The organism is Delftia sp. DLF01 (assembly GCF_014852125.1).
In the GTDB taxonomy this organism is placed as follows: domain Bacteria; phylum Pseudomonadota; class Gammaproteobacteria; order Burkholderiales; family Burkholderiaceae_C; genus Comamonas; species Comamonas acidovorans.
This window is the reverse complement of the sequence record NZ_JACVAZ010000001.1, coordinates 282,935-309,420: the sequence shown is the minus strand read 5'-3', so window position 1 is coordinate 309,420 and position 26,486 is coordinate 282,935. Positions and strand designations below refer to the sequence as shown.

30 protein-coding genes are annotated in these 26,486 nt (G+C 64.7%); 2 read left to right on the top strand and 28 right to left on the bottom strand.

Annotated elements, in window-relative coordinates:
- Positions 1 to 62 precede the first annotated feature (62 nt).
- The 23 genes from IB269_RS01385 to IB269_RS01275 all read right to left on the bottom strand — a co-directional run bounded on the left by IB269_RS01385 (position 63) and on the right by IB269_RS01275 (position 21,392).
- Positions 63 to 725 (bottom strand): N-methyl-D-aspartate receptor NMDAR2C subunit, encoded by a 663-nt coding sequence (locus tag IB269_RS01385; protein WP_192366261.1) that lies wholly within the window; start codon positions 723 to 725, stop codon positions 63 to 65.
- A gap of 18 nt (positions 726 to 743) precedes the next feature.
- Positions 744 to 1,403, bottom strand: a complete 660-nt coding sequence (locus IB269_RS01380) for a DUF1294 domain-containing protein (RefSeq protein WP_192366260.1) — start codon at positions 1,401 to 1,403, stop codon at positions 744 to 746.
- Positions 1,404 to 1,410: 7 nt separating this feature from the next.
- A complete protein-coding gene (locus IB269_RS01375) occupies positions 1,411 to 2,508 on the bottom strand; it encodes a 6-phosphofructokinase (RefSeq protein ID WP_063328133.1) in 1,098 nt (365 codons plus the stop codon).
- A gap of 111 nt (positions 2,509 to 2,619) precedes the next feature.
- On the bottom strand, positions 2,620 to 3,711 hold the full coding sequence (nagZ, locus tag IB269_RS01370) for a beta-N-acetylhexosaminidase (RefSeq protein WP_192366259.1): 1,092 nt from the start codon (positions 3,709 to 3,711) through the stop codon (positions 2,620 to 2,622).
- A 59-nt stretch (positions 3,712 to 3,770) separates the two neighbouring features.
- Complete coding sequence (acpS, locus tag IB269_RS01365) at positions 3,771 to 4,166, bottom strand: holo-ACP synthase (protein ID WP_012207056.1); 396 nt, start codon at positions 4,164 to 4,166, stop codon at positions 3,771 to 3,773.
- A gap of 20 nt (positions 4,167 to 4,186) precedes the next feature.
- Positions 4,187 to 4,960: a pyridoxine 5'-phosphate synthase gene (locus IB269_RS01360; protein WP_043821481.1), complete on the bottom strand. Its 774-nt coding sequence runs from the start codon at positions 4,958 to 4,960 to the stop codon at positions 4,187 to 4,189.
- Positions 4,957 to 5,727 (bottom strand): DNA repair protein RecO, encoded by a 771-nt coding sequence (gene recO / locus IB269_RS01355; protein ID WP_012207058.1) that lies wholly within the window; start codon positions 5,725 to 5,727, stop codon positions 4,957 to 4,959. Before recO ends, IB269_RS01360 begins: the two co-directional genes overlap by 4 nt.
- Before the next feature lie 27 nt (positions 5,728 to 5,754).
- Complete coding sequence (gene era, locus IB269_RS01350; RefSeq protein WP_012207059.1) at positions 5,755 to 6,789, bottom strand: GTPase Era; 1,035 nt, start codon at positions 6,787 to 6,789, stop codon at positions 5,755 to 5,757.
- Positions 6,786 to 7,469 (bottom strand): ribonuclease III, encoded by a 684-nt coding sequence (rnc, locus tag IB269_RS01345; RefSeq protein ID WP_012207060.1) that lies wholly within the window; start codon positions 7,467 to 7,469, stop codon positions 6,786 to 6,788. Before rnc ends, era begins: the two co-directional genes overlap by 4 nt.
- Complete coding sequence (locus tag IB269_RS01340) at positions 7,470 to 7,832, bottom strand: DUF4845 domain-containing protein (RefSeq protein ID WP_012207061.1); 363 nt, start codon at positions 7,830 to 7,832, stop codon at positions 7,470 to 7,472.
- Positions 7,833 to 7,902: 70 nt separating this feature from the next.
- The gene (gene lepB / locus IB269_RS01335; RefSeq protein ID WP_012207062.1) at positions 7,903 to 8,880 is read right to left on the bottom strand and encodes a signal peptidase I; all 978 of its coding nucleotides are present in this window, start codon (positions 8,878 to 8,880) and stop codon (positions 7,903 to 7,905) included.
- Positions 8,880 to 10,688 carry a translation elongation factor 4 gene (gene lepA / locus IB269_RS01330; RefSeq protein WP_034396681.1) on the bottom strand — a complete coding sequence of 603 codons (1,809 nt, stop codon included), beginning with the start codon at positions 10,686 to 10,688 and terminating at the stop codon, positions 8,880 to 8,882. The genes lepB and lepA overlap by 1 nt, the downstream gene beginning before the upstream one ends.
- A gap of 428 nt (positions 10,689 to 11,116) precedes the next feature.
- Entirely contained in the window at positions 11,117 to 12,589 is a 1,473-nt protein-coding gene (locus IB269_RS01325) for a DegQ family serine endoprotease (RefSeq protein ID WP_063328587.1), read from the bottom strand.
- A gap of 304 nt (positions 12,590 to 12,893) precedes the next feature.
- A complete protein-coding gene (locus IB269_RS01320; RefSeq protein WP_013800997.1) occupies positions 12,894 to 13,610 on the bottom strand; it encodes a sigma-E factor negative regulatory protein in 717 nt (238 codons plus the stop codon).
- A gap of 75 nt (positions 13,611 to 13,685) precedes the next feature.
- Entirely contained in the window at positions 13,686 to 14,315 is a 630-nt protein-coding gene (gene rpoE / locus IB269_RS01315) for an RNA polymerase sigma factor RpoE (RefSeq protein WP_043783676.1), read from the bottom strand.
- A 645-nt stretch (positions 14,316 to 14,960) separates the two neighbouring features.
- Complete coding sequence (gene fabF, locus IB269_RS01310; RefSeq protein WP_013800994.1) at positions 14,961 to 16,205, bottom strand: beta-ketoacyl-ACP synthase II; 1,245 nt, start codon at positions 16,203 to 16,205, stop codon at positions 14,961 to 14,963.
- A 39-nt stretch (positions 16,206 to 16,244) separates the two neighbouring features.
- Positions 16,245 to 16,484 carry an acyl carrier protein gene (gene acpP / locus IB269_RS01305; RefSeq protein ID WP_003058049.1) on the bottom strand — a complete coding sequence of 80 codons (240 nt, stop codon included), beginning with the start codon at positions 16,482 to 16,484 and terminating at the stop codon, positions 16,245 to 16,247.
- 149 nt (positions 16,485 to 16,633) lie between these two features.
- A complete protein-coding gene (gene fabG / locus IB269_RS01300) occupies positions 16,634 to 17,380 on the bottom strand; it encodes a 3-oxoacyl-ACP reductase FabG (protein WP_013800993.1) in 747 nt (248 codons plus the stop codon).
- A complete protein-coding gene (gene fabD, locus IB269_RS01295) occupies positions 17,377 to 18,321 on the bottom strand; it encodes an ACP S-malonyltransferase (RefSeq protein ID WP_043796600.1) in 945 nt (314 codons plus the stop codon). Before fabD ends, fabG begins: the two co-directional genes overlap by 4 nt.
- A 56-nt stretch (positions 18,322 to 18,377) precedes the next feature.
- Positions 18,378 to 19,355: a beta-ketoacyl-ACP synthase III gene (locus tag IB269_RS01290; protein ID WP_192366258.1), complete on the bottom strand. Its 978-nt coding sequence runs from the start codon at positions 19,353 to 19,355 to the stop codon at positions 18,378 to 18,380.
- A gap of 5 nt (positions 19,356 to 19,360) precedes the next feature.
- On the bottom strand, positions 19,361 to 20,401 hold the full coding sequence (gene plsX / locus IB269_RS01285; protein WP_013800990.1) for a phosphate acyltransferase PlsX: 1,041 nt from the start codon (positions 20,399 to 20,401) through the stop codon (positions 19,361 to 19,363).
- Between the two features lie 113 nt (positions 20,402 to 20,514).
- Complete coding sequence (gene rpmF / locus IB269_RS01280) at positions 20,515 to 20,697, bottom strand: 50S ribosomal protein L32 (RefSeq protein WP_012207072.1); 183 nt, start codon at positions 20,695 to 20,697, stop codon at positions 20,515 to 20,517.
- Positions 20,698 to 20,834: 137 nt separating this feature from the next.
- On the bottom strand, positions 20,835 to 21,392 hold the full coding sequence (locus IB269_RS01275; protein ID WP_192366257.1) for a YceD family protein: 558 nt from the start codon (positions 21,390 to 21,392) through the stop codon (positions 20,835 to 20,837).
- 25 nt (positions 21,393 to 21,417) lie between these two features.
- Between IB269_RS01275 and IB269_RS01270 the strand changes: the two genes are divergently transcribed.
- On the top strand, positions 21,418 to 22,038 hold the full coding sequence (locus IB269_RS01270; protein WP_192366256.1) for a Maf family nucleotide pyrophosphatase: 621 nt from the start codon (positions 21,418 to 21,420) through the stop codon (positions 22,036 to 22,038).
- Positions 22,035 to 22,826 (top strand): SAM-dependent methyltransferase, encoded by a 792-nt coding sequence (locus IB269_RS01265; RefSeq protein ID WP_013800987.1) that lies wholly within the window; start codon positions 22,035 to 22,037, stop codon positions 22,824 to 22,826. Before IB269_RS01270 ends, IB269_RS01265 begins: the two co-directional genes overlap by 4 nt.
- An 85-nt stretch (positions 22,827 to 22,911) precedes the next feature.
- Here IB269_RS01265 and IB269_RS01260 read toward each other — a convergent pair whose 3' ends face one another.
- The 5 genes from IB269_RS01260 to IB269_RS01240 are packed head-to-tail and all read right to left on the bottom strand — an operon-like array spanning position 22,912 to position 26,473.
- Entirely contained in the window at positions 22,912 to 23,958 is a 1,047-nt protein-coding gene (locus IB269_RS01260) for a S49 family peptidase (RefSeq protein ID WP_012207076.1), read from the bottom strand.
- Between the two features lies 1 nt (position 23,959).
- On the bottom strand, positions 23,960 to 24,328 hold the full coding sequence (locus IB269_RS01255) for a Rieske (2Fe-2S) protein (protein WP_013800985.1): 369 nt from the start codon (positions 24,326 to 24,328) through the stop codon (positions 23,960 to 23,962).
- Positions 24,329 to 24,377: 49 nt separating this feature from the next.
- A complete protein-coding gene (locus IB269_RS01250; RefSeq protein ID WP_012207078.1) occupies positions 24,378 to 25,064 on the bottom strand; it encodes an HAD family hydrolase in 687 nt (228 codons plus the stop codon).
- 24 nt (positions 25,065 to 25,088) lie between these two features.
- A complete protein-coding gene (locus IB269_RS01245; protein ID WP_034396692.1) occupies positions 25,089 to 26,150 on the bottom strand; it encodes an RluA family pseudouridine synthase in 1,062 nt (353 codons plus the stop codon).
- Positions 26,108 to 26,473: a hypothetical protein gene (locus tag IB269_RS01240; RefSeq protein WP_224986162.1), complete on the bottom strand. Its 366-nt coding sequence runs from the start codon at positions 26,471 to 26,473 to the stop codon at positions 26,108 to 26,110. Before IB269_RS01240 ends, IB269_RS01245 begins: the two co-directional genes overlap by 43 nt.
- Positions 26,474 to 26,486 lie beyond the last annotated feature (13 nt).

Genomic DNA, 26,486 nt, shown 5'->3' with positions numbered 1-26,486 from the left:
GGGAGGCAGGCCTGCACGGCCCGCAGCAGCCCCCGATCATAGGACGCCGACGCAGGCGCCGCCTACAAACCCAGCGCCTGCGCGAGGTTGCGCCGCGCCCGCGCCTCCAGCCGTTGCCGGAACCAGTCGGTGCAGTAGATGGCCTCGCGCTGCATGAAGCCCTGCAGCACCTCGCGGCGCTTGGCGCGGTACAGCGGCAAGGGCACCCATTCGTACTCGGCCCGCACCTGCACTTCGTACTCAGCAAACCGCAGGGGGTCGGCCGCGAGAATGCCCAGGTCGGCATCCACCAGCAGTTGGGCGTCGATTCCGGACGGCTGTGCAGCGTGGCAGGTCGCCATGATCAGGCCGTGCACGCGCCCGGCCACATCGGCAGGCAGACCCTGCCCGCGCAGCACGGCGGCGGCCCAGTCGGCGCTGCGCGCCTCGTTGTCCTTGGCTTGCGTTTGGTAGACAGCGTCATGGAACCACAGCGCCAGTGCCACCTCGCCGGGGTGCTCGGCCAGAGACAGCGCCGGCTGCAACAAGGCCATGGCCTCGCCCAGGTGCTGCAGCGTGTGGTAGTGGCGCTGGGGCTCGCTGTAGCTTTGCAGCAGCTCGGCCAGCACAGGCTGCGGAGCGCTGGCACCCAGTGCGGACCAGGCGCTCTCCCAATACGCCTGCCAGGTCTGCAGCGATGCACCGTTTGCGGAGGGCATTTGGGGCCGTGGTCCAGCATGGGTCATCGCCAGTTCCTTCAATTTTCAGAAGATGCCGGGCGCCAGCGCCCGCAGCGGCGCACCTGCCGATGACAGCAGCCATGCCAGCAGGCCGCAGTTGAGCACCACGGTGATCCAGAACACCAACTGGAACGAGGCCTTGCTGGACTTGTGCCGCAGCAGCCCTTGCGCCAGCAATGCGCCGGGCCAGCCGCACAGCAGTGCCAGCAGGTGCAGACGGCTTTCGCTGGTGCGCCAGCGGTCGTGCCTGGCGGCGGACTTGTCGAATCCATAGACCATGAAGGTCACAAAGCTTGCCGCCGCATACAGGCCGACCAGTGTCCAGGGCATGCGGCCGCTCCAGGCAACAGCCAGCAGCACGCAGAAGAAGGCAGCGGCCAGGCCTACCGCCACCGGGCCTCGCACAGGCGGCAGAGGCCGCGAAGGCGTGCCGGCACGGCTTCGCCGCGCAGGCTGCGGGCGGCCGGTCCTTGGTTCGTCAATGAAGGCCACATCCTGCGCGCGCCATTTTCCCTGGGCGTTGCGGCTGGGCACGTAGCTGACGCGCTCTCCGCCCTCGGGCCTGCGGCGGCGATCGGTGAAGGACTTGATATGGACAAAGACCTGCGCGCCGCCTCCATCGGGTTCGATGAAGCCGAAGCCCTGCTCGTCCTTCCAGCCGGTGAGACGTCCCTGCTGCCGCATGGCGGGCTCAGTGGCTGCCGGCTGCGGCCGGCCGCGCATCCTGCTTGCATGGCTCGCCCAGGCAAATGCCTATGTCGCGCGCCATGGTGAGCAGGCCGTGGTCCAGGGGCACGGTGCGCTGGGTGTTGGCCACGCGGGAGATTTCCACGCTGCCGATCTCGCCACCCTGCAGCGTGACCATGCGGCCGAAGCGCCCCGACAGCACCAGTTGCGCCGCATGGTGGCCGTACTGCGTGGCCAGCACGCGGTCAAAGGGCGTGGGGTCGCCTCCGCGCTGTACATGGCCGAGGACCGTGGTGCGCACCTCGCTCCTGAGGTGGGGCTGCAGGCGCTCGCGCAGCACATGGCCGACACCGCCCAGGCGGACCGGGTCGGGGCTTTGCTCGATGCGCTCGCGCACCGTGAGGCTGGCGCCGCTTTCCTTGGCGCCCTCGCCGATGCAGATGATGGTGTAGCGCTGGCGCTGCTCGCGGCCCCGGCAGAAATCGACGATGGCCTGCAGGTCGTAATCGATCTCGGGCAGCAGGATGACATCGGCCGCACCGGCAATGCCGGCCTCCAGCGCCAGCCATCCGGCATGGCGCCCCATGGTCTCGACGATCATCACGCGGTGGTGGCTGTTGGCCGTGCTCTCGATGCGGCGCAGCGCCTCGGTGGCCGTGGCCACGGCGGTGTCGAAGCCGAAGCTGCGCTCGCAATTGGCAATGTCGTTGTCGATGGTCTTGGGCACGCCCACGCAGGTCAGTCCCACCTGTTCGGCCAGGCCATGCGCCAGACTCATGGTGCCGTCGCCGCCGATGGCCACCACCACGTCCAGGCCCAGCGCCCGGACATTGCGGCCCACATGCTCCAGCGTGGCCGCATCGCGCAGGGGGTTGGCGCTGTTGCTGGTGCCCAGGATGGTGCCGCCCACATGCAGAATGCCCGAGACCTCGTCCCAGCCCAGCGGCTTGACGCCGGGCGGGTCGAGCATCAGGCCCTCGAAGCCGTCGGCAATGCCCAGCACCTCGCACTGGCCGTGGTTGATCAGGGACTTGGTGACCGCACGGATCACCGCATTCAGGCCGGGGCAGTCGCCACCTCCGGTCAGCACGCCAACGCGCATGGAAAAACTCTCCTGTGAAACACCGGCCGACGCGCCCTTTACGACACGCACATGCCTTTGCAAAGCCCGCCTTGGCCCTCGGAGCGGCCAGCGGCGGCATTCTTCAATCCATCAAGACAGCAGGTCCAGCGCCTGCAGATAGGCAGGCTGGCGCATGAGGTCGTCCCAGGGCTGGGGCACGGTCTCCGGCAGCAGGGCCACGCGGCGCGATTCGCTGTCGGCATCGGGCTGCCAGCGGCCGCTGCGCTGCGCGGCCTCCATGCCGGCCAGCAGCTCGTCCACATGCTCGCCCAGGCCCAGGCTCTGGTTGCACAGCAGCACCATGTCGCAGCCCGCCTCCAGCGCGGCCAGGGCCGCGTCGGTATAGCCGATGAGCTCGCCGTCGATGCGGCGCGCGCCCTCCATGCTCAGGTCGTCGCTGAAAATGGCGCCGTCGTAGCGCAGGCGGCTGCGCAGGATGTCCTTGAGCCACTTGGCAGAAAAACCGGCCGGGCGCTTGTCGACCTTGGGGTAGATCACATGGGCCGGCATCACGGCCGTGAGCACGCTGGACAACCAGGGATAGGGCGCGGCGTCCTCGCCCAGGATGGCGGTGAGGCTGCGGCCATCGACCGGAATGTCCACATGCGAATCGGCCTTGACGAAGCCGTGGCCGGGAAAGTGCTTGCCGCAGTTGCCCATGCCGGCCTGCAGCAGGCCGTGCATGAGGCTGCGGGCCAGCGCGGCCACCACGCGCGGGTCGCGGTGGAAGCTGCGGTCGCCGATGACGCTGCTGGCACCGTAGTCAAGGTCCAGCACCGGGGTGAAGCTGAAATCCACGCCGCAGGCACGCAGCTCGGTGCCCAGCACGTAGCCGGCCGCCGTGGCGGCATTCATGGCGGCCAGGGCGCCGCTGCCTTCACGGTGCTTGCCGCCCTTGCCGTCGTCCATCCACATCTGGCCGAAGGCGCGCATGGGCGGCAGGTGCGTAAAGCCGTCAGCGCGGAAACGCTGCACGCGCCCGCCCTCATGGTCCACGCAGATCAGCAAATCGGGCTTGACCGCCTTGATATCGGCGCACAGCTGCACCAGCTGGTCGCGGCTTTCCCAGTTGCGGGCAAAGAGGATGATGCCGCCGACCAGCGGATGCGCCAGGCGCTGGCGATCCACATCGGTGAGTGCCTTGCCGGCGATGTCGATGATGAGGGGTGCGTGCTCGGTCATGCCGGGAGTTCCTATGAATCCTGTGGAGTCAAAAAAGCCAGCGTCACGCTGGCCGGGTATCAGGCGCGGCGCTCGACCACGCAGAAGCTGGCCGCGTAGTCGCTCTCGTCGGTCACGGACAGGTGCACCTGCAGGTTGCGCGCCTCGAACCATTCCTTGAGCGCGCCGTGCAGCACGATGGCAGGCTGGCCACTGGGCAGTTTGATGACCTCGCAGCTGCGCCAGGTCATGGGCATGACCATGCCCATGCCTATGGCCTTGGAAAAGGCCTCCTTGGCGGAAAAGCGCGTGGCCACGAAGCGGATGCCGCGCTCAGGCCAGCGCGCGCGGCGGGCACGCCAGGTGGCCAGCTCGCCCTCGGCCAGCACCTTCTCGGCGAAACGGTCGCCATGGCGCTCCAGGCTGGCGCGGATGCGGCGCACGTCGCAGATGTCGGTACCGATGCCGTAGATCATGGATTCGCTCCGCGAAAGCTTCAGGCGCGCGCCGCCATGCCCTGGTCTATGCACTGCTGGTAGGCACGCACGGTTTCGGCGTAGCCCAGCTCCAGCGCGTCGGCGATCAGCGCATGGCCGATGGAGACTTCGAGCAGGCCCGGCACGCGCGCCACGAAGGCGGCCAGGTTGTCACGGCTGAGGTCATGGCCGGCATTGATGCCCAGCCCGGCATCCAAAGCCGCCTGGGCCGCCGCCGCATAGGCCTGCAGCTGCGCTTCCTGGTCTGCCGTGCCCCAGGCAGCTGCGTAGGGTTCGGTATACAGCTCGACCCGGTCGGCGCCCACGGCGCGCGCAGCGGCCATCTGGGCGGGCACGGGGTCCATGAACAGGCTGACGCGCACGCCCAGCTGGCGGCATTCGGCAATCAGCGGCTTCAGGCGCTCGGCGTCCTGCGGGAAGTTCCAGCCATGGTCGCTGGTGAACTGGTCCTCGCTGTCGGGCACGAAGGTGGCCTGGTGCGGGCGCGTGTCGCGGATGAAGTCCATGAGGTTCTGCGTCGGGTTGCCCTCGATGTTGAACTCCGCCTGCGGCCACTGTGTCATCAGCGCCTGCAGTTCATAGACATCCTCGCTGCGGATATGGCGCTGGTCGGGACGCGGATGGATGGTGATGCCCTGGGCACCGGCCTCCAGGCAGATGCGCGCGGCGCGCGTCACGCTGGGAATGCCCAGGTGGCGCGTGTTGCGCAGCAGCGCAACCTTGTTGACATTGACCGACAGCGCCGTGCGCTGCGAAGCGTGGGAAAGATTCATAGCGATTGCAGATCCATCATCAGCTGGCGGGTGCGCAGCATGGGACTGCCGCAATGGTATTGCAGCAGGGCCCTCAGTTGGGGCTTGAGGGCGAGCGCCTGCTCGGGTTGGGCCACCACATGCAGCGTGGCATTGAAGGCCTGCCGGGCCTGCAGCGCGCTTTCAATGGCCTGCCATTGCGCAGCGCCCAGCACGGCGCGCTCGCCCTGCAGCGCCGGGCGCAGGCCGCCTTCGGCCACCAGCGCATAGCGGCGGCCTTCGGCCAGCGGCGCCAGCGTGGCGCTTTCCTCATTCAAGGCGGGCAGATGGCCCAGTTCGCGCAGCAGCAGCAGCTCGAAGGTGCGCAGCACGGGCTCGATGGCATCGCCATGCTGGCCCGCCAGCACGCGCACCACGCCGGCATAGATGTCGAACAGCGCCGCATAGGGATCGTCGCGCGCCAGCAGGCGCATCAGCAGCTCGTTGAGGTACAGGCCCGACATCAGGGCGTCGCCCTGGGGCATGACATGCCCGCCCACCCATTCGGCACCCTTGAGGGTGTGGATCTCGGCATTGCCCTCGCCGCCCAGGCTGTAGCTCAGGCTCAGTGGCTGCAGCGGCAGCAGCACGGGGCGAAAGTTCGAGGTCGGGCGCTTGACGCCCTTGGCCGCCAGCGCCACGCGGCCCCGGTGCCGCGTGAAGACCTCGAGGATCAGGCTGGACTCGCTCCAGTCATAGCTGTGCAGCACATAGGCCGGCTCATCCGAGACACGCTTGGCGCTAGCCATGGACAGAGGGCCTTGCGGGAAGGTTTCTCACTCGTAGCCGAAGGAGCGCACGCGGGCCTCGTCGTCGGCCCAGCCGGAGCGCACCTTGACCCAGACTTCGAGGAAGACCTTGGCATCCATGAGCTTTTCCAGCTCCTGGCGCGCCTCGGTGCTGATGCGCTTGAGGCGCTCGCCCTTCTCTCCGATGATCATGGCCTTGTGTCCGTCGCGCTCGACCACGATGGTCGCCGCCACGCGGATGAAGCGCTTGTGCTGCTTGCTGGCCTCTTCCTCGAACTTGTCGATGACCACCGTGGAGGTGTAGGGCAGCTCGTCGCCCGTGAAGCGGAACAGCTTCTCGCGCACGGTTTCCGAGGCGAGGAACTTCTCGCTGCGGTCGGTCAGCTCGTCGGGCGCATACATCCAGTCCTGCTCGGGCAGGTACTTCTCGCAGATGCCGAACAGGCGCTCGATGTCGCCCTTGCTCTTGGCCGACATGGGCACGAACTCGGCAAACGGATGGCGCTCCTGCATGCTCTTGAGCCAGGGGGCGATCTCGGCACGGCGGCCCACGGTATCGAGCTTGTTGGCGATCAGCAGCGTGGGAATGCCGGGCTTGAACAGCGACAGCACCTTGGCATCGGCCAGCGTGAACTGGCCGGCTTCCACGACGAACAGGATCAGGTCCACGTCGCCGATGGCGCCCATCACGGTCTTGTTGAGCGACTTGTTCAGCGCCGTGCTGTGCTTGGTCTGGAAGCCCGGTGTATCGACGAAGATGAACTGCGTCGCGGCACGCGAGCGAATGCCCGTGATGCGGTGGCGCGTGGTCTGCGCCTTGCGCGAGGTGATGCTGATCTTCTGGCCCACCAGCGCATTCATCAGCGTGGACTTGCCCACATTGGGCTTGCCGACGATGGCGATCAGGCCGCAGCGCTGCGGGCCCGTCGGCACCTCGGGCGCCTGGGCTTCATCAGGGGCGGATGCCGTGCGTGCTGCGCCGGCGCCGGGCTTGGCCGCAGCCAGCAGGGCATCGAGTTCGGCGGCGGTCTGTGCCGGCGCCGGAGGTTTGTCTTGGTTCATGCGTGTCTTGCTTTCAATAGTTCCAGCATGGCTGTGGCAGCCGTCTGCTCTGCGGCTCTGCGCGAGGCACCCGTTCCCCGGGCCTGCAATTGCAGCTCGGCAATCGCGCAGGCCACTTCAAAGGTCTGGCGGTGGGCGGCTCCCGTGGTGGCGACCACCTCGTACTGCGGCAGCTTCATGCGCCGTCCCTGCAGCCATTCCTGCAGGGCCGTCTTCGCATCCTTTTCGGCTGCGCGCATGTGGGGATTGATGTCCACGCCCTCGAAAAGATGGTGTACCACCTTCTCGCCCGCCGCGTAGCCGGCATCCAGATAGACCGCGCCGATCAGGGCCTCGACCGCATCGGCCAGGATGGAGGGGCGTTGCTTGCCGCCCGACTTGGATTCACCCTCGCCCAGGCGCAGCAGATCGGGCAACTGCAGCCTCAGCGCGATCTGGTGCAGCGTGCCTTCCTTGACCAGGTTGGCGCGCACGCGGGACAGATCGCCCTCGGGCATGGAACTGAGCCGCTGGTAGAGCAGGCTGGAAATGGCAAGGTTCAGCACCGAGTCACCGAGGAATTCCAGGCGCTCGTTGTTGTCTGCCGAGAAGCTGCGGTGCGTGACGGCACGCTGCAGCAATGCAGGCTCGGCAAATTGATGCTGCAGCCTCAGCTGCAGCGCATTCAGTAAGGGAGGCACCTATTGGGTCTGCTTCTTAAAACGGTAAGTCAGGTACGCGGGGCCCACGAGATGGATCTCGCGCGAATATTCGAACCCCACCACCACGCGGTCATTGATCTTGGTCACTTCGAGATCGCCACCCTTGACGGACGTGAAGTCATCGATGGCAGCGGAACGCTCGAAGCTGGCTTTCACCTCGGCCACGGAATTGCCCTCGCGGGCCGCCTTGTTGGCGGCCTTGACGATGGCCTGGTATTCCAGGAAGACAGGCACGGATTGTGCGCCTACGGCCACCACGCCCACGCCCAGGGCAATCACAAACACCAGTCCCAGAAAGGACAGGCCGCGCTGGCGCGAACGCCGGTTGTTCGATGTCAACATGCTTTTTCCTCCTCCGATGCGAATCCCTCGCGCATGCCCGGTCCGATCCGGTCTCCAGGCATGCACCTGATCAATGGAAGCTGCCGATGCGCTTGAAATCCCCGAAGTTCATCCAGACAAAGAAAGCCCGGCCCACGATGTTCTTGTCGGGCACAAAGCCCCAGTAGCGGGAATCCAGCGAGTTGTCGCGGTTATCGCCCATCATGAAGTACTGGCCCTCCGGCACCTTGCAGGTGATACCTTCGACGCTGTAGCGGCAGTTCTCGCGGAACTCGAAGCCGCTGGCGCCCTGGATGAAGGCGGGCACGTCCTGGTTCACGATCATGCGGTGCGGCTTGTCGCCCAGCGACTCCTCGTACTGCTTGAAGTAGCGCATTGCATCCTTGTCGAAGAAGTCGGGCAGTGCATTGACCGGGACTTCCTTGCCATTGATCGTCAGCCGCTTGTTCAGGTAGGCGATCTCGTCGCCCGGCAGGCCCACCACCCGCTTGATGTAGTCCAGGCTGGGCTGGGGCGGGTAGCGGAACACCACCACATCGCCACGCTGCAGCGGCGTTCCCTGCGTGATCTTGGTGTTGATCACCGGCAGGCGCACGCCATAGGTGAACTTGTTCACCAGGATCAGGTCGCCCACGAGCAGCGTGGGGATCATGGAGCCAGACGGGATCTTGAACGGCTCGAACAGGAACGAGCGCAGCACGAAGACGATCGCGATCACCGGGAACAGGCCTGCCGTCCAGTCCAGCCACCAGGGCTGCATGAGGATGCGGCCCTTGGCCTCCTCCGACACCTCGATGTCGGTCTTGGCGATGCCCATGCGGTCGAGTTCTGCGCGGCGTGCCACGGCAGCCTCCTCGATGGCCACGGCAGCACGGCGTCGGCGCGGCAGGAAGTACAGCCGCTCGGCCACCCAGTACAGGCCCGTGACCACGGTGGCCAGGAACAGCAGCAGCGCGAAGTTGCCCTCGATGAAGCCTGTGTACCAGGCGCCGATATAGCCCACGAAGGCCGCGAGTACGACGGCCGTAATCCATTGCATGGCTTGCATCAATCCTCCACTTGCAGGATGGCCAGGAAGGCCTCCTGGGGCACTTCCACCGATCCGATCTGCTTCATGCGCTTCTTGCCGGCCTTTTGCTTTTCCAGCAGCTTGCGCTTGCGGGTGATGTCGCCGCCGTAGCACTTGGCCAGCACGTTCTTGCGCATGGCCTTGACGGTTTCCCGCGCAATGATGTTGGCGCCGATGGCGGCCTGGATGGCCACATCGAACATCTGGCGGCTGATGATCTCGCGCATCTTGGCCACCACGGCCCGGCCGCGATACGTGGCCTGGGAGCGGTGCACGATGATGGACAGCGCATCGACCTTCTCGCCGTTGAGCAGGATGTCCACCTTCACCACGTCGGAGGCGCGGTACTCCTTGAACTCATAGTCCATGGAGGCGTAGCCGCGCGAGACCGACTTGAGCTTGTCGAAGAAGTCCAGCACGATCTCGCCCAGCGGCATCTCATAGGTGAGCATCACCTGGCGGCCGTGGTACTGCATGTTGATCTGCACGCCGCGCTTCTGGTTGGCCAGCGTCATCACCGGGCCCACATAGTCCTGGGGCATGTACAGGTGGACGGTGACGATGGGCTCGCGCACCTCCTCGATACGGCCGGCATCGGGCATCTTGGACGGGTTCTCGACCTGGATGACCTCGCCATCGCCCTTGACCACTTCGTAGACCACGCTGGGCGCGGTGGTGATCAGGTCCTGGTCGAATTCGCGCTCCAGGCGCTCCTGCACGATTTCCATGTGCAGCAGGCCCAGGAAGCCGCAGCGAAAGCCAAAGCCCAGCGCCTGCGAGACTTCAGGCTCGAACTGCAGGGACGAATCGTTGAGCTGCAGCTTCTCCAGCGCATCGCGCAGCTGGTCGTACTCGCTGGCTTCGGTGGGATACAGGCCAGCGAACACCTGGGGCTTGATTTCCTTGAAGCCGGGCAGGGCCTCGGTGGCAGGACCCAGATTGTTGGGAAGCTTCTTTTCCAGCGTGATGGTGTCGCCCACCTTGGCTGCCTTGAGCTCCTTGATGCCGGCAATGATGTAGCCCACCTCGCCTGCGCGCAGCGCGTCGCGCGGTACGTCGGCCGGGGTGAACACGCCCAGGTTGTTGGCTTCATAGGCAGCGCCCGAGGCCATCATCTTGAAGCGCTCGCCACGCTTGAGTTCACCATCGACCACGCGCACCAGCATCACGACGCCGACATAGGTGTCGAACCAGCTGTCGATGATCATGGCGCGCAGCTGGCCATTGGGATCGCCCTTTGGCGGCGGCACCTTGGCGACCACCGCCTCCAGGATCTCATCGATGCCCATGCCGGTCTTGGCCGAGCAGGGAATGGCGTCGCTGGCATCGATGCCGATGACATCCTCGATCTCGGCCCTGGCATTTTCGGGATCGGCCTGGGGCAGATCCATCTTGTTGAGAACAGCCGTCACTTCCACGCCGAGTTCCAGCGCGGTGTAGCAGTTGGCCACGGTCTGCGCCTCGACGCCCTGCGAGGCGTCCACCACCAGCAGCGCTCCCTCGCAGGCCGACAGCGAACGCGAGACTTCATACGAGAAGTCCACGTGGCCGGGCGTGTCGATGAGGTTGAGGTTGTAGACCTGGCCATCCTTGGCCTTGTACTGCAGGGCTGCGGTCTGCGCCTTGATGGTGATGCCGCGCTCTTTCTCGATATCCATCGAGTCCAGCACCTGGGCTTCCATGTCACGGTCAGCCAAGCCTCCGCAACGCTGGATGAGGCGGTCAGCCAGCGTCGACTTGCCATGGTCGATGTGCGCAATGATGGAAAAATTTCTGATGTGGTTCATCAACGGGAAGGACTGCTAGTGAAAGTGGAAAACGACAGGGCCGGCGCGCAAGAAAAAAGGGCGCGTCCATGAACGACGCGCCCCGAACCAACAATCTCTGGCAACTGCGATAGTTGGGACTTTATTGTAGGCAAAACGGGCTGAAAACCAAGCCCTGACAAGGCCTGCAAAGGTCCGGGCTTGATCTGTCACAATTATTTATCAACAGTTTATCAACAGAACCGCCGAGCCATTTCTCGCCCGTCGATCACCGGATAGTGCGGTGCTTTTGCACCGCAACAATCCCCTTTGAAAACAGGTTTCTGACGCCTTGAGCCGTCACGCTTTGGTGGGGCATTTTACCCAATGCCCCAAGGGGCATGGGCGGCTCCGGGTCAGGATTCCGAGGGTATTCCCCAGGATCCGGAAAACCGCCCTCCCCTGCGGCCTCAGCGCGTCGGACGGATCAGCACGTACTGTGCCCATTCCCCACGGCGCACCAGCAGGTTCACCGGCTTGCTCTTGTCCACCTTGGCCAGCGTGGCCTCGAAGCTCTTGAGCCCCGTGATCTCGACATTGGCCAGCTGCAGGATCACGTCGCCTTCGCGCAGGCCCGCACGTGCCGCAGCCTCGACGGCCGCCGTCACCCGCACGCCGCCCTTGATGCCCAGCTCCTTCTTCTGGGCATCCGTGAGCTCGGCCAGCGTCAGGCCCAGGGGCTGGGAAACCAGGGTGCTGCCCTTGCCGGTGGCCTTGGCCTGCGGAGCCGCGCCGTCCGGCTCGACCTCGGCGATCACCATGGTCAGATCCTTGGCTGCGCCGCGCCGGAACACGGTGATGGTGCTGCGTGTGCCGGGCTTGGTATTGCCCACCAGGCGCGGCAGGTCGGCCACCTTGTCGATGGCCTTGCCGTCGAACTTGATGATCACGTCACCGGCCTCGACGCCCGCCTTTGCAGCGGGCGAATCCGGCTCGACCGCCGACACCAGTGCGCCCTGCGCCTTGCCCAGGCCAATGGATTCGGCAATGTCCTTGGTGACCGGACCGATCTGCACGCCAATGCGGCCTCGCGTGACCTTGCCGGTGGCGCGCAGCTGATCGCTGACACGCACGGCCTCATCGATCGGAATCGCGAAGCTGATACCCATGAAGCCGCCGGAGCGCGAATAGATCTGGCTGTTGATGCCCACGACCTCGCCGCGCATATTCAGCAACGGGCCGCCCGAGTTGCCGGGGTTGATGGCCACATCGGTCTGGATGAAGGGCAGATAGTCACCCGTGTCGCGCTGCTTGGCACTGACAATGCCCGCCGTGACGGAGTTGTCGAGGCCGAAGGGCGAGCCGATGGCCATCACCCACTCGCCGACCTTGAGGCGGTTCACATCGCCGATCTTCACGGCCGGCAGCCCTGTGGCGTCGATCTTGACCACGGCAACGTCGGTGCGCTTGTCGCTGCCCACGATCTTGGCCTTGAACTCACGCTTGTCGGTCAGCGTGACGATGACTTCGTCAGCGCCTTCGACCACGTGGGCATTGGTCATCACAAAGCCATCGGCCGTCAGGATGAAGCCGGAACCCACGCCGCGCGGCTGCTCCTCGTCAGGCTGTGAACGCGGTTGGGGACGTTGGCGCGGCACATTGGGCACGGGCAGCCCGAAGCGGCGGAAGAATTCGAGCATGTCCTCGTCCATGCCCAGCGCCTCGGCAGAGTTGGCGGACACCTTCTCCAACGTGCGGATGTTGACCACGGAAGGGCCGACCTGCTCGACCAGATCGGTGAAGTCCGGCAGCCCCCGCACCACGGCGCCACTTTGCGCATGGGCGGCACTCACCGGCACCAGCATTCCTGCGCTGCCTGCAGCCAGCGCCAGAACGCCGGCCAGTGTGCAGGACTGCAGCGTCTTCCATCGAACAGTGGTCATGGTCATCCTTTCCATCTCAATCATTACGTTGCCCCGACGCCATCGCGCCCAGGCGGTTTGTTCGGACACATGGCAGCCGACTTGCTTTCGGACGAACGTCACATTCTGGCGCAGTCCTGGCGAGCATCGGCCAGACGATGGCTCAGAAGCCTGAAAGACGCGGTTAGTTCCCGAATCGGCAGCATGCATGGGGCGCGAGCCGCCGTGCATGGAGCACAAATGACTGCACCCGCGTCCATTTCAATGCCGAAAGGCTGGACGCGGGTGCAAAAGAAGGCAGGAGAGCAATGCTCTCCTGTGAGATTCAGCGCTGGTTGGCGCGCGGTGCCGAGGCGAAGTTGGCGTTGCGCAAGAAGCTGGCAGGCATCTGCAACGTGGCCGGGCCACTGTATTGCGGATGGGAGGCCAGCAGCGCATCCAGGCGCGGATCACGCAGCATCACGCTCTGCCCGTAGGGTCCGGCCACCGCCACGACCGAGGAAGACTGGGCCGTATCGCCAAGCGGGAAGTCCTGGGCATTGCCAGCCACCGCAACCGGCGCCGACGGAGCACCCGTCTCAAGAGCAGCCAGAGCCCGGCCCGGCGCCGCGCCGGGACCGGCAGGCGCGCCCAGCATCACGCTCCAACCAATGGCAGCTACGGCTGCCACGGAGGCAAAGCCCGCCGCCATCTTCCAGCGAAATACCGAGGCATTGGCCGCATCGCGCAGCGGCGCGCCATTGATCACAGCGCGGTCCTGCGCCGGATGCGCAATTTGCGCCAGCTCTTCAGTGGCCACGGAAACCAGCGGACGGCGAGGCTCGTTGGCCAGTTGGGCGCGGATTCCTGAGAGCACATCGTGCCGGCTGTGATGCGCCAATTCCGGGGAACGCAGCACATCGCCCACGAGGTGATACATGCGCCACTCCTGCTGGCCTGCATCGCTTTCCGCATAGGCCAGCACGGCCTGCAACTCTGCGGCAGAGAGTTCACCATCAGCCAATGCCGACAATTGTTCGCGCTTCGTCAGATCGTCATTCATGATCAATCACCTGCTTGTCTGCTTTGAGACCCTGTACCCAAAAAATGCGCCACCGGCGGCCACAACCCATCACGCCTACCAACGCTTGCCCGACTGGCGCTCCAGCAAAGGCTTGACCCTGGCTGAAATCGCTTCCCGTGCGCGAAAAATCCGTGAGCGCACGGTGCCGATGGGGCAACCCATGGCGTTCGAGATTTCCTCGTAGCTCAGGCCTTCGATTTCCCGCAACGTGACAGCCTGTCGGAGATCCTCGGGCAAAGCCTCCATGGCGGCGTTGACTGCCTGGGCAATTTCCTGGGCTGCCAGGATCGTTTCGGGCGTTTCTTCGGTGGTTAGTTCCTGGCTGACCCGGGAAGTTTCATCATCGTCATCCCCGTTGTGTAACGCGCTTTCGGTGATCAGCGGCGAGCGCTTCATGTCCAGCAGCGCCTTCTTGGCAGTATTCACGGCAATGCGGTACAGCCAGGTATAGAACTGGGCATCGCCCCTAAACTGGTGCAGGGCCCGATAGGCGCGAATGAAGGTTTCCTGCGCAATGTCCGGCACCAGGTCCACATCGCGCACCATGCGGCCGATGAGGCGCTCGATGCGGCGCTGGTACTTGATGACCAGTAGCTCGAAGGCCCGCATGTCTCCTGCGTTGGTGCGCTCGACCAGAGCCAGGTCGCTATCGGCAGAAGAAGGCGGGAATTCGGGAGGCGTCATGAAATCGGTGAAGACGGGCCGCGGCGGCCCTGGCGCAGTCATTGCGCCCGTTCTGTAGGTCTGGCCGGGGAATATACAGCACGCCGCAAATCACCCCAGGTTTCCGGACTCTGCCTGCACAACAGGAGCAGCCAGCGGGAGCTGCGCCAACGCAAGGGCCCCGCCGGCACCATGGAAACCAGGGGACGGACCTGCACCCACAACCACGATCCACCATCGGCTCGCACCTGCAGCAGCACCGGCTGCGCAGCTTGGCCTGGGTCCGCCTCGCAGATCGACCACTGCACGCCATCCCAGGCGATGAAACCTTTACCCAGGCTGTGCCATCCATGCCACATGCCTGCAGCAGCAACCAGGCAAACCGCAACGGCCACGGCTGCAGGCCACCACCCTGACTGGAGATTCAAGGCCCATGCCAGCAAAAGCATGGCGGCCAGCAGCCAAAGCGCACAAAGACACACTGCCACGGTGCGCGATGGCTTCAGCGGATGGCGAACTGCGGGCGGCGCATGGCGAGACGGCATGCCTGCAGTGTCGCAAAACCGCAGCATGACCGACATTTATCCTGCTTTCACCTGGCACATGCGCGAAATAAAAAAGCCCGCTCCCTTGCGGGGCGGGCTTTTCATGTGCGTTGCGCAGGCCTCAGATCCGCTTGAACACCAGCGTTCCGTTGGTGCCTCCGAAGCCGAAGTTGTTCTTCACCGCCACCTCGATCGTCGCGTCCCGCGCCGTATTGGCGCAGTAGTCGAGATCGCACTCCGGGTCCTGGTTGTCCAGGTTGATGGTCGGAGGAATCTTTTGCTCGTGCAGTGCCAGCACGGTGAAGACGCTCTCGATGCCGCCAGCACCGCCCAGCAGGTGACCTGTCATGGACTTGGTCGAACTGACAACGATTTTCTTGGCGTGATCGCCCAGAGCCGCCTTGATGGCGTTGGTCTCGTTGAGGTCGCCCAGCGGCGTGGAAGTGCCGTGCGCATTCAGATAGTCGATCTGGTCGGCATTGATGCCGGCATTTCGCAAAGCTGCCAGCATGGCGCGGCGCGGGCCGTCCATGTTGGGTGCCGTCATGTGGCCGGCGTCGGCACTCATGCCGTAGCCGCACAGTTCGGCGTAGATCTTGGCACCGCGGGCCTTGGCATGCTCGTACTCTTCCAGCACCAGCACGCCCGCGCCTTCGCCCAGCACGAAGCCGTCGCGGTCCTTGTCCCAGGGGCGCGAAGCGGCCTTGGGATCATCATTGCGCGTGGACAGGGCGCGCATGGCGGCAAAGCCGCCGACGCCCAGGGGGGAGACCGTGGCTTCCGTGCCACCAGCCACCACCACATCGGCATCGCCGTATTCGATCATGCGTCCCGCCTCGCCTATGCAGTGCAGCCCGGTCGTGCAGGCAGTCACAACAGCAAGATTCGGCCCCTTGAAGCCGAAGCGCATGGACACATGGCCAGCCACCATGTTGATGATGGAGGCAGGCACGAAGAACGGCGTGATGCGGCGCGGTCCGCGCGCAGCCAGTTCCGCGTGGGTGTTCTCGATCAGCGGCAAGCCGCCGATGCCCGAACCGATCACACAGCCGATGCGCGTGGCCAGATCATCCGACAAGGCCTCGCCCGTGGGCAGACCTGAGTCCTGCACGGCTTGCGCCGCAGCAGCGATGCCGTAATGGATGAAGGTGTCCATGGAGCGCGCATCTTTGGCGCTCATGTACGACTCCACATCGAATCCCTTGACCTCACCCGCAATCTTGCAGGCAAAGTTCGAGGCATCGAACTTGGTGATGAGGTCAATGCCGGACTGGCCGGCCAAAAGATTGGCCCAGGCGTCGCCCACCGTGTTACCCACGGGGGAGATGCAACCCAGGCCGGTCACGACAACGCGACGACGGCTCATGCGTAAAACCTTCTGCTGATCGCTCGGGTCAGGGCCCTATCAGGCCTTCTGGTGGGTGTTGGCGTAGTCGATGGCGTTTTGCACCGTCGTGATCTTTTCCGCGTCTTCGTCGGGGATCTCGATGCCGAATTCATCTTCCAGGGCCATCACCAGCTCCACCGTGTCCAGGGAGTCAGCACCCAGATCAGCCACGAAGGCCTTTTCGTTGGTGACTTGAGACTCTTCAACGCCGAGTTGTTCGGCAATGATTTTTTTGACACGTGCTTCGATATCGCTCATGGTTTCCCTCTGGGGGTTGTGAATGAACCCGCGATTCTAGCTGCTTCGGGCCTCAGGCCCTCTTCAGCCGGCCGTCGCGAGGAAACGGCCTCTTCTGTTGCAAGCAACGCCGGCTTCTGGCAGGGGTCTGCCCGCAGCCGCCGCAGCACTTACATGTACATGCCGCCGTTGACGTGCAATTCCTGGCCGGTGACGTATCCCGCACCCGCAGATGCGAGGTAGGCCACGGCATGGGCGATGTCGCTGGGCTGGCCCAGATCGCCCATGGCGATCTGCGATTTGAGCGCGTTCTTCTGCTCTTCGGGCAGCTCCGCCGTCATGTCGGTGGCAATGAAGCCAGGCGCCACGCAGTTGACCGTGATGCCGCGGCTGCCCAGTTCACGGGCCAGCGCGCGCGTCATGCCGGCAACGCCGGCCTTGGCGGCTGCATAGTTGGCCTGACCGGGGTTGCCGGAGGCGCCAACGACGCTGGTGATGTTGATGATGCGGCCAAAACGCTGCTTCATCATGGGCCGAATGGCCGTACGGCTGACTCGGAAAACCGCCTTGAGATTGGTGTCGATCACCGCATCCCAGTCGTCGTCCTTCATGCGCATGGCCAGGGTGTCGCGTGTGATGCCGGCGTTGTTGACCAGCACATGCAGGCCGCCGTCATTCTTGACGATGCTGTCGATCAAGGCATCGACGGCCGCCCCATCCGTGACATTGAGGTTCACGCCGCGGCAGCCCTCATGGGCCGACAGGGCCTGGCCGATCTTTTCCGCGCCACCGTCGGTGGTGGCCGTGCCGATCACGCGATAGCCGCGCGCTGCCAGCTCCTGGGCAATGGCAGCACCAATGCCACGCGAGGCGCCCGTCACCAGGGCAACCTGGGGCTTGTTCTGGTTGTCAGTCATGCGAGGGATTCTTTCACGTCGGCCAGCGTGGCCGGATCATAGAGGGCAGCGGCCGTCAGGTCCGCGTCAATCCGCTTGGTCAGGCCCATGAGCACCTTGCCGGGACCGCATTCGACGAGATGCACGATGCCGCGCGCCTTCATGGCCTGAACGCATTCCACCCAGCGCACCGGGCCAAAGGCCTGGCGATACAGCGCATCGCGGATGGCGTCGGCGTCTTGCTCGACCGCCACGTCGATGTTGTTGAGCACGGGAATCTGCGGCGCAGCCAGCGCCGTGGCAGCCAGCGCCGCCTTGAGCTTTTCGGCCGCAGGCTTCATCAGGCTGGAGTGGAAAGGCGCCGACACGGGCAACGGCAGGGCACGCTTGGCGCCCGCGGCCTTGAGGGCTTCGCAGGCCTTTTCGACAGCAGCCTTGCTGCCGGCGATCACGGTCTGCGAAGGATCGTTGAAATTGACGGCTTCGACGACTTCAGCGCCACCCAGGGCAGCCGTGACCTCGGCGCATCCTGCGCGCACCTTGTCGGCGTCCAGGCCCAGGATGGCCGCCATGGCGCCCGTGCCCACGGGCACGGCCTCCTGCATGGCTGCAGCACGCAGGCGCACCAGCGGGGCAGCCTGGGCCAGCGTCAGCACGCCCGAGGCGACCAGGGCGGAATACTCGCCCAGCGAATGGCCTGCCACGACATCGGGCAGCGCGCCGCCTTCGGCCTGCCACACGCGCCAGGCGGCCACACCGGCCACCAGCATCACGGGCTGGGTGTTGGTGGTGAGCGCCAGGGCTTCCTTCGGTCCTTGCTGGATCAGCTGGCCGATGTTTTCACCCAGCGCCTCGGACGCTTCGGCCAGCGTCTGCGCCACGACAGGATGGTCACCCCATCCGTCGAGCATGCCTACCGATTGCGAACCCTGGCCGGGAAAGACGAATGCAAACTTCTTCATATTTTCAAAAATAAAAGCCGCGCCATGGGAGCCTGCCGACAGGCAGGCATCCCGCATCACATCTTGAGAAGCACCGCACCCCAGGTGAAGCCACCGCCCACGCCTTCCAGCAGCACGGTCTGCCCGGGCTTGACCTGGCCATTGCGCACGCCGTGGTCCAGCGCCAGCGGGATCGAGGCAGCCGAGGTATTGCCATGCTGGTCCACGGTCACCACCACCTTGTCCATGGACAGCTTGAGCTTGCGCGCCGTGCTTTGCATGATGCGGATGTTTGCCTGGTGAGGGATCAGCCAGTCGATGTCGGCATCGGTGAGCCCGGCCTTGTCCAGCGTCGCGCGGGCGGCCTTTTCCAGCACGCCGACCGCCAGCTTGAACACGGCCTGTCCATCCATCTTCAGCAGCGGATCGCCGAGCACCTGTCCGCCGGACACATTGCCCGGCACGCAGAGGATGCCGACATGCTTGCCATCGGCATGCAGGTCGGACGCCAGGATCCCAGGCTGCTCGGACGCCTCCAGCACCACCGCGCCGGCGCCGTCGCCGAACAGCACGCAGGTCGTGCGGTCGTTGAAATCAAGAATGCGGCTGAAGACTTCGGAACCCACCACCAGCGCGCGGGTTGCGGCGCCGGACTGGATCATGGCATCGGCCACCGTGAGAGCGTAGACAAAGCCGCTGCACACAGCCTGCACGTCAAAGGCCGCGCAGCCATTGGCGCCAAGCTTGTTCTGCAGGATGCAGGCAGTGGACGGGAAGACCATGTCGGGCGTCGAGGTGGCGACGATGATCAGGTCGATGTCCTGTGGCTGGCAGCCAGCGGCCTCCAGCGCCTTCTTCGACGCCTCCAGGGCCAGATCGCTGCTGGCCACGTCGGGCGCGGCAAAGTGACGGGCATGGATGCCGGTGCGCTCGACGATCCACTCGTCCGAGGTCTCGATGCCACGCTGGGCCAGTTCGGCTGCCAGATCGTGATTGGTGAGTCGGCGGGGTGGCAGGTAGCTGCCCGTGCCGGTGATGCGTGCGTAGCGTCTCATCTGTATTAGGGCGCCGACGGTCCTGATTCCGACTGCGCAGCCAGCAAAAGAGGCAGGGCTGCGGAGATGCGGGTACGGACACGGTCGAGCAGGTTGTTGCGGGCCGCATCATACGCGCGGTTCAGCGCGTGCTCGAAAGCCAAGGCATCGGCTGACCCATGGCTTTTGAACACCAGCCCACGAAGGCCCAGCAGCGCCGCACCGTTGTGACGCCGATGGTCCACGCGATTCATCAGCGCAGTTAGCACCGGATAGGCAACGATTGCAGCCATTTTGGTGAAGATATTGCGCTTGAACTCCTGCTTGAGGGCATTGGAGATCATGGACGCCACCCCCTCGGAAGACTTGAGGGCCACGTTGCCCACAAAGCCGTCACAGACCACGACCTGGGTCGTGCCCTTGAAGATATCGTTGCCTTCGACGTTTCCGTAGAAGTTCAGGTGACCGGCCTTGCCGGCCGCACGCAACAGTTCGCCCGCACGCTTGATGACTTCACTGCCCTTGATCTGCTCTTCGCCGATATTGAGCAGGCCCACCGAAGGCGCCTCTTCGTTGTTCAGCGCAGACACCAGAGCCGAGCCCATGACGGCGAACTGCAGCAGATGCTCAGCCGAGCAATCCACGTTGGCACCCAGGTCCAGCACCGTGGTGGCACCACCCTTGGCGTTGGGCAACTGGGGAGCGATGGCGGGACGATCGATGCCATCCAGCGTCTTGAGCAGGTAGCGCGAGATGGCCATCAGCGCACCCGTATTCCCAGCCGACACGGCAGCAGCAGCCTGGCCATCCTTGACCTGCTGGATGGCGACGCGCATCGAGGAATCCTTCTTCCTGCGCAGCGCCACCTCGATCGGGTCATCCATGCCGACGACTTCCGAGGCCGGCACCACGCTGGCGCGCTCATGCGCAAAGCCAGCCAGCGCATCGGGCTGACCGACCAGCAGCAGCCGGGCGTCGGAATGGGAATCGAGGAACTGGCGGCACGCCGCGAGCGTGACGCGGGGGCCGTGATCACCCCCCATGCAGTCAACGGCCAAAGTGATCATGAGCGACTGGCAAGCCTGTTGCAAGGCCTGGAAAGATAGGAACGGCCATCAGAAAAAACAAAAGCCCGCGCTACGAAAACTGTAGCCGCGGGCTCTGCGGGAACGGTCGAAGGTCAGGCTTCGGACTTGTTCTTCAGCACTTGACGGCCGCGGTACACGCCGTTGGGGCTGATGTGGTGACGCAGGTGGGTTTCACCCGTGGTGGGTTCCACGGCGATGCCAGGCACATTCAGTGCATTGTGCGAACGGTGCATACCGCGCTTGGAGGGGGACTTCTTGTTCTGCTGAACAGCCATGATGGCTCCTGTGTATCTGAAAAGGGTTGGTAAAAAACGCGATCAGCCCATTAAAGACACGAGGGGGTTTCGCGCGAAGCCCTTGATTATAGCGCAATCGCTTTTCCCGGCCTCGACCTTTTTTCCGGGCATCTCGATCAGTCTGCGGATTTGCCCACATCCAGGCCGCGAAGGACGGCGAACGGGTTGGGCTTGTCCTCGATGGCCTGCTCGAAGTCCGCGTCGCTGGACTGCAAGCTCACAGTCTCGGGGCAGACATCGTGACGCGGCACCACAGGCAGTTCCATGAGCAACTCGTCCTCTATGAGCTCGAGCAGATTGAACTCGCGGCTGAGCACCAGCAGGTCCTCATCGCTTTCATCGTCCTCGGACTCGGCTGTGGCTTCATCCGCAACAAAGCGAAAAGACCGATCAACCTGCAGGGTGATGGGCGCCAGGGCCAGGCAGCGCTGGCACACCATGGGCACGACGGCATCGGCCTGCAGATGCAGCCACACCTGACCGGGGCCGCCGGTCTGCTCGACCAGCTCGCCGTCCGCCTGCCAGTGCACCTGGCCGTGCGTGTCACCGGCATCCGGCTGCGCATCCTGGGCCAGACGCGGAAAGACTGACAGTGTTGTCTGGTCCTGAAGATGGCCCTGCGATTGCGCGAAAGCGCGAACATCGAGGCGGGCCGCAGAAAATTCCTTGCTCATGCGGGCAGTGTAAGAGAATCCGGGCATGCAAGCTCCCCACCCCGCCTTAGCCCAGGCTCCCGGCCTGGCGCGTGCCCTGATCCTTGGCTCCACCTCACGCTACCGCCGCGAACTCCTGGAACGGCTGCGGCTGCCATTCCAGACCGTCTCCCCGGAAGTCGATGAAACACCTCTGGCCGGAGAGACACCGCACGCCCTTTCCCTGCGCCTGGCCCTGGCCAAGGCCCAGGCCGTGGCTGCGCTGCACCCCGGCGCCGTTGTCATCGGCTCCGACCAGGTGCCCGAGCTCGATGGCCTGCCGCTGTCCAAGCCCGGCAACCATGAACGCGCCACCGAACAGTTGCGCCAGATGAGCGGGCGCCAGATGAACTTCCACACTGCCGTGAGCGTGGTCTGCCAGGAAACCGGCTTTTCCGAGACCGACGTGGTGACGGTTCAGGTGCGCTTTCGCGATCTCAACGATGCGGAAATCGAGCGCTACCTGCGCGCCGAGCAGCCTTATGACTGCGCAGGCAGCGCCAAGAGTGAGGGCCTGGGCATTGCCCTGCTCGACGCCATCGTCAGCGACGACCCCACGGCACTGATCGGCCTTCCGCTGATCCGCACATGCCAGTTGCTGCGCGCCGCAGGAGCCGTGCTGCCATGAGTGATGCCATTACCAAGCCCCTGACAGGAACGCTCTACCTGGTGCCCGCGCCGCTGGACTTCGGCTGCGATGAGCAAACGCCGCTGACGCAGGTCCTGCCCGATGGGACACTGCGCACCGCTGCACGGTTGACCCACTGGATTTGCGAAAACGCCAAGAGCACACGCGCCTATCTCAAGCGCATCGACGCGCTGCATGCACTGGCCCAGCCCTTGCAGACCCAGCAGATCACCGAGCTGCCGCGCGAGGCCCACAAGAAGGGGGACCATGGCGACAAGGGTGCCGCCGTCTTTGACGCCAAGCCACTGCTCGCCCCCTTGCTGGCCGGACACGACATGGGACTGGTCAGCGAGGCCGGAATGCCCGCCGTGGCCGACCCCGGCAGCTCCATCGTGCGCGCCGCGCACGATTTGGGCATACGCGTCGTGCCGCTGATCGGACCCGTATCGCTGCTGCTGGCACTGGCCGCCAGCGGGCTCAACGGACAGAACTATGCCTTTGTGGGCTACCTGCCCCAGGATGCCGGCGGACGGGTGCAGCGCATCAAGGAGCTTGAAGCACTGGCATTGCGCCAAGGCCAGACCCAGCAGTTCATCGAGACGCCCTACCGCAACGCCGCGCTTTGGCAAGCCCTGCTGCAGACGCTGCAACCCCATACCCGTTTGGCGTTGGCCTGCGGCCTGACACTGGAGAGCGCCCGCATCGAAAGCCGGCTGGTGCGCGAATGGCGCCAGCACAAGGAAGCGCCGGACAACCGCACGCCGGTGGTGTTCTCCATCGGCCGCTGAAGCCGCCCACCAGCGAAAAAGCCCGCCTTCGACAGGAAGGCGGGCTTTTTCGTCTTGGCAGACCGAGCGGGAGACCCCGCAAGAATCAGCGCAGAGCCGGGAGGCTGGAACGCAGTGCCTGCACCGCACCGCCGCCAAAGGCCGCGCCGAAACGCTTGGCCAGGCGCTCGGCCACGTTGTCGCGGCGCGTGTAATCCACCACCTCTTCCGCCTTGACCACTTCACGGGCCACATAGTCAAGACTGCCCAGCTTGTCGGCCAGGCCCATCTCCACCGCCTGCTGGCCGGTCCAGAACAGGCCGCTGAAAGTCTCGGGCGTCTCATGCAGGCGGTCACCACGGCCAGCCTTGACCACGTTGATGAACTGCGAGTGGATCTGGCCCAGCATCTTGTGGGCATGTTCGCGCTGTCCTTCGGACATGGGGCTGAACGGGTCCAGGAAACCCTTGTTCTCGCCAGCCGTCAGCAGGCGGCGTTCCACGCCGAGCTTTTCCATGGCGCCGGTGAAGCCAAAGCCATCCATGAGCACGCCTATGCTGCCCACGATGCTGGCCTTGTCCACAAAGATCTCATCGGCGGCGGCGGCAATGTAGTAGGCGGCCGAAGCGCAGGTTTCTTCCACCACGGCATACAGGGGCTTGTCGTACTTGCCCTTGAGCCGCACGATTTCGTCATTGATGATGCCGGCCTGCACAGGGCTGCCGCCCGGCGAGTTGATCAGCAGCACCACGGCGCGCGAGCCCGAATCCTCGAAGGCACTGCGCATGGCGGCCACCACGAATTCCGCACTGGCGTCGGCACCTGCGGCGATCTCGCCCTTGACCTCGACCACGGCCGTGTGCGGGGAGGAACTGGTCGTGGTCGCCGTGTCCTTGGCAAACAGCACCCACAGCACCACGAGGATGAGCGCCGTCCACAGCAGGCGGCCAAACAGGCGCCAGCGGCGCGAGGCACGCTGCTCGTTGATGGTGGCGAAGACCAGCTTTTCCAGCACCTCCCGCTCCCAGCCGCTCGATGCCGCCGTGCGCGCATCGGCAGCCGCCGTGGCGGGCGTGGCCCGGGCCCACAGGTCCGCCCCCGGGGATGGGTGCGATGCGGAGCCAGGATTTTCCGGAGGTATGGGGGAAGTCATGTCAGAACTCGACGGGTTTCAGGTTATCGGCAGTATGCCAGTGCACCACCCCCGCGCTTTCGCTCAGGGAGATTTTCACAAGGCCGCCACGGCAGGGTCCGCCAGCGCACGCGCCGCTGTCGGGCGCGTAGGCCGCTCCATGGGTGGCGCACAGCAGCCAGCGTCCGGTGTCATCGAAAAAGCGGTCCGGCTGGTAGTCCATCTCCATGGCCACATGGGTGCAGCGATTCAGATAGGCATGCACCTGTCCCTCGAAGCGGATGGCGAATGCGCGGCAGGCATGACCCGCGTAGACCACGTCGAAAGGCACGGCATTCGCCCCTTCCTGCAGGGCATCGCTGGCGCACAGAACGATGCGTTCAACGGTCAACGGCACACCTCACGAGCATGAATCCACGCGCTGACGCGGGCATGACGACTCAGCCATGGGCCAACAGCCACTGATGCAAATCCGCAACACTCTGCGCCACATGCAACGGCTTCAGCACGCCAAAGCCGTCGGTGGGATGCGCGCCATAGCCCACGCCCACGCTGGCACAGCCTGCATTGCGGGCCAGTTCCAGGTCGTGCGTGGTGTCGCCGATCATCAGCACCCGCGAAGGATCCGCACCAAACTCGGCCATCAGCTCCTGCAGCATCAGCGGATTCGGCTTGCCGGCGGTCTCGTCCGCCGTGCGCGAGCTGTCGAACATGCCGCGCAACTGCGGGTCCTGCAGCGCATCGTTCAGACCACGGCGGCTCTTGCCCGTGGCCACGGCCAGCAGGTGCCCTCGCTCGCGCAGCGCCGCCAGCATGGGCAGCACGCCGGCGAACAGGCTGATGTCGTCCTGGTGCTTGATGAAATGGTGGCGATAGCGGTTGCCCAACTCGGGGTATTTTTCGGGAGGCACATCGGGCGCTGCACGCGCCAATGCGGGCATCAGCGCCATGCCGATCACATAGGACGCCGCCTCATCGCTGGGAGGCGTGCCCCCCACATCGGCCACGGCCGCCTGAATGCACTTGACGATCACCGCGGTGGAATCCGACAGCGTCCCATCCCAGTCGAAGGCAATGAGATCGAAGCGGCGCGCACGGTGCATCTCGGAAGAACCAGGATTTGTCATATCTACAAGGAGTCGGAGCCAGCATCAGCCGGCGAAACGGGCCAGTTCTTCGGGAAGCTCGGCGCGCAGCTCCACCCGCTCGCCACTGGCCGGGTGGGTGAACTGTAGCCGCCATGCGTGCAGGAACATGCGTTTGAGCCCCTGTTTCTGCAGGCGTCGGTTCAGGTCGAAGTCGCCATATTTGTCATCGCCCGCAATCGGGTGCCCCTGGCTGGACAGGTGCACGCGGATCTGGTGCGTGCGCCCGGTCTTGATGGTCACCTCCAGCAGGCTCATGGCCGGCAGTCCCAGCAGGGGCTGGGGCGCCAGCGTGCTGCGAACGCGCACCAGCGTGACGGAGCGCATGCCGTCAGGATCATCGGCCGTGGTCACCCGCACGCGGCGTTCGCCGTCGGCCTGCAGGTATTTGTGCAGCGGCAGATCAATCACCTTGTGGTTGGCCGGCCAGGTGCCCTGGACCAGGGCCAGGTAGGTCTTGCCGGTCTCGCGCTCGCGGAACTGGTCCTGCAGATGCGTCAGCGCCGAGCGCTTCTTGGCCACCAGCAAGATGCCGGATGTCTCTCGGTCTAGCCGATGCACCAGCTCCAGAAAACGGCTTTGCGGCCGCGCCTGGCGCAGTTGCTCGATGACACCAAAACTCACACCCGAGCCGCCATGCACGGCCACACCGGCGGGCTTGTCGATGGCGATCAGGTGCTCGTCTTCCAGCAGACTGGGGAAATCCCTGGCTGGCGCTGGCCGCTCGGCCTTTTCGGCGACTTTTTCGGAAATGCGCACGGGCGGTATGCGGACGATATCGCCGGTAGAAACGCGGGTCTCCGCACTGACGCGCCCTTTGTTGATGCGCACTTCTCCACTGCGGATGATGCGATAGACATGGGTCTTGGGAACGCCCTTGAGATGGCGTATGAGAAAGTTGTCCAACCGCTGTCCGGCCGAATCGTCATCGACTTCGATCAGCCGCACTGCGGCAGTGGCTGCGTTCAGGGAACGGTCGTCTGCCGGTTTGCCCTCTATAATGTGTTTCACCTGTGCCGAACTATTTATAAGTGGTTGATTCTCATGGAGTTTAGTCCAAACAACCATTTCCCCGCACAGGCAGGTCGATGCCATCCGGTGTCATGCACGCGAAACAGCAGGAAAAGATGGCCTGCGAAGTTCGTCGTTGCATCGGTTGTGGCTGACGAATTGAAACACTGATACGGAATCTCAAGCTGGCAGAAGGGGTCGGACCCGGCGTCCACCGCTGCCAGCGGATCAAAAGCGAGCATGTGGATCTTTTGGGCATGGATGGTCACGCTGTGGAGCAGGAAAACGCCTGCGCCCAGGATCATTGCCGCCCCCAAGCCTCCCGCCTGCCCCGCACGTGCAGCAGCTTCGCTTGAAGCTGGACGGCGTGCCTCTCTCATCGCTCTCGTCCCC